The organism is Cupriavidus sp. UYPR2.512 (assembly GCF_000379565.1).
Taxonomy (GTDB): Bacteria; Pseudomonadota; Gammaproteobacteria; order Burkholderiales; family Burkholderiaceae; genus Cupriavidus.
The window spans coordinates 1-2359 of sequence record NZ_KB903021.1 but is presented as its reverse complement, the minus strand read 5'-3'; the positions used below and the strand labels follow the sequence as shown (position 1 = coordinate 2359).

The following is a 2359-nucleotide window of genomic DNA, read 5'->3' as shown; positions in this document are numbered from 1 at the left end:
CTATGGACTCTCTCAGAAACTTGTTAATTTATTAACGCCCAACCCGTCCCGCCGGACGACCGGGGATCCCGAAAATCCGACAGTCTCCTAGAAGCCATTGAACAATTTTGAATGCCCCCGAGGGTGCACTCCGCGACAAGGCACATCAGTCTTTTGCTGGCGTCTCGTCGCCGTAGAACATCACGCCCAGTTGGATGCGCTCGCGGCCACTTTCCACCCTGTGCCGGTTCGTGTCGCGCAGCGAGTAGACGCATCCGCAATACTCCTGCTGGTAGAAGTTCTCGCGTTTGCTGATCTCGATCATGCGCGCGGAGCCACCGCCTTTGCGCCAGTTGTATTCCCAGTAAGTCAGGTTAGGGTACTTCGCTGCAGCACGCATGCCGCAGTCATTGATCTGCTGCATGTTCTTCCAGCGCGAGATGCCCAGCGAGCTGGTAATCACCGGAAAGCCGTGCTCGTGAGCGTACAGCGCAGTGCGTTCAAAGCGCATGTCAAAGCACATGGTGCAGCGCACGCCGCGCTCGGGCTCGTGCTCCATGCCCCGGGCCCGTTCGAACCAGTTGTCCCGATCGTAATCCGCATCGATGAAGAGCACGCCGAACTGCTCGGCAAAGCGGATGTTCTCGTTCTTGCGCAGCTCGTATTCCTTGAGTGGGTGAATGTTGGGGTTGTAGAAGAAAATCGTGTAGTCGATACCCGAAGCGAGCATGGCCTCCATGACTTCACCCGAGCAGGGTGCGCAACAGGAGTGCAGCAACACCTTGTGGTGGCCACCGGGCAATGGAAGCGGTTCGCGTTCGACGGTGGTGCTCATCAGTTGGCTCCTTGTGCAAGGGTAATGGCGGGGGCAGGCTGGCGTGCCAGCTCGATGAAGGCCCGTACGTAGTCGATGCCAGTATCTGCCTCGCGTGCCCCCAGGAAGATCTGCTTGGCGATACCGCGCGCGCCCAGCCGCACGGGCACCACGTCCATTTTGGCTGCGTATTCCTCGACCAGCCAGCGCGGTAGCGCGGCCACACCCCGCCCGCTGGCCACCATTTGCAGCATGATGTCGGTGGTTTCGATGGCTTTATGGCGCCTGGGTGTGACACCGGCTGGCAACAGGAACTGGTTGTAGATGTCCAGGCGCTCGATGTCCACGTAGCTGATGAGCACCTCCTGGGTCAGTTGCTGGGGCTTCACATAGGTCGCCGAAGCCAGCGCATGGCCTCTGGGCACGACAAGCACCTGCTCGTAGTCGAACACTGGTTCGAACTTCAGCCCCGGCTTGAACAGTGGGTCAGGCGTGACCAGCAGGTCGATCTCGTAGCCGAAGAGCGCGCCGATCCCTCCAAACTGGAACTTCTGCTTGACGTCCACCTCCACCTCGGGCCATGCAGCCAGATAGGGAGAAACCACTTTGAGCAGCCACTGGTAGCAAGGGTGGCATTCCATACCGATGCGCAGCGCTCCGCGTTCGCCCTGCGCAAATTGGCCCAGGCGCTCTTCGGCCAGGTCCAGTTGCGGCAGCACCCGGTTCGCCACCGCCAGTAGGTACTGACCGGCCTGTGTCAGTCGCAGACTTCGCCCTTCGCGTAGCCAGACGTCGGTGCCCAGTTGCTGCTCCAGCTTTTTCATGCTGTGGCTTAGAGCCGATTGGGTCAGATTCAGCACGCCAGCGGCAGCCGTCAACGACCCTTGTTTCTCGACCTGCTGAATGATGCTGAGGTGAATACGCTCAAGCATTTGGATGACTCATATTCATGGATTTATGAAATAAAACCATTTTACATCATGGATTGCCGTCGATAGCATCCTCCCCATTGGCGCATGGGCCAAGCATCTGCAACTGCTGCAGGTGGTTTGCGTGACCCTCGAGCGCCGAATGGCAGAAGACAGCAAACAACATACCGACCCAGCTCACGAAACCATACTGCTGCGCGCGCGCAAATTGCGAGGTCGCGGCGCCGCGCAGATCAATCCATGAAAGCAAAAATGACACATCCACTCCGTGTAGTAGCGGTTTCCGGTGGACTGCAACGCCCCCACAAGTCCGCATTACTGGCAGAGCACCTGCTGGACCTGATCGCCGACGAAGTCCCATGCCAACAGCGCCTGATCGAAATGGGAAAGATTGCACCTCTGCTTCCTGGCGCGGTCTGGAGGTCCCAACTATCCGACACGGTGGAGCAGGAACTTGCAGCGGTCGAGCAAGCTGACGTGCTGGTTGTGGTAACCCCGGTTTTTCGCGGCTCCTACACGGGTGTGAATCGCCGGCATGATGNAGCCCGCAGGCTGGGCGTGCCAGTGGCCACGATGGGGAACTGGTGCCGGCGCCAGCGCGAGGAAGGCGCCAAGCCGACGGCCGCTGCGTCCCCGG

General features: G+C 59.6%; 3 protein-coding genes and 1 pseudogene. 1 reads left to right on the top strand and 3 read right to left on the bottom strand.

All coding sequences use genetic code 11. From position 1 onward, the window contains the following. Window positions 1–145 precede the first annotated feature (145 nt). From A3A5_RS0118245 to A3A5_RS0118235, 3 genes are read right to left on the bottom strand one after another with little or no spacing between them, the layout of a single operon-like run. A complete protein-coding gene (locus tag A3A5_RS0118245; RefSeq protein WP_018311984.1) occupies window positions 146–814 on the bottom strand; it encodes an epoxyqueuosine reductase QueH in 669 nt (222 codons plus the stop codon). Beyond that, on the bottom strand, window positions 814–1725 hold the full coding sequence (locus tag A3A5_RS0118240; protein ID WP_026200887.1) for a LysR family transcriptional regulator: 912 nt from the start codon (window positions 1723–1725) through the stop codon (window positions 814–816). The genes A3A5_RS0118245 and A3A5_RS0118240 overlap by 1 nt, the downstream gene beginning before the upstream one ends. A 46-nt stretch (window positions 1726–1771) precedes the next feature. Continuing rightward, entirely contained in the window at window positions 1772–1981 is a 210-nt protein-coding gene (locus A3A5_RS0118235; RefSeq protein ID WP_232431381.1) for a 1-phosphofructokinase, read from the bottom strand. On the opposite strand from A3A5_RS0118235, the pseudogene A3A5_RS38875 reads away from it, so the two are divergent. Then, a pseudogene (locus A3A5_RS38875) lies at window positions 1975–2247 on the top strand (NADPH-dependent FMN reductase); the annotation flags it as partial. The gene A3A5_RS0118235 and the pseudogene A3A5_RS38875 overlap by 7 nt on opposite strands. Between the last annotated feature and the right edge of the window lie 112 nt (window positions 2248–2359).

Bases quoted from the DNA above. Each gene is read 5' to 3' on its own strand.
- A3A5_RS0118245 (WP_018311984.1), bottom strand. From the start codon at position 814: ATGAGCACCACCGTCGAACGCGAACCGCTTCCATTGCCCGGTGGCCAC.
- A3A5_RS0118240 (WP_026200887.1), bottom strand. From the start codon at position 1,725: ATGCTTGAGCGTATTCACCTCAGCATCATTCAGCAGGTCGAGAAACAA.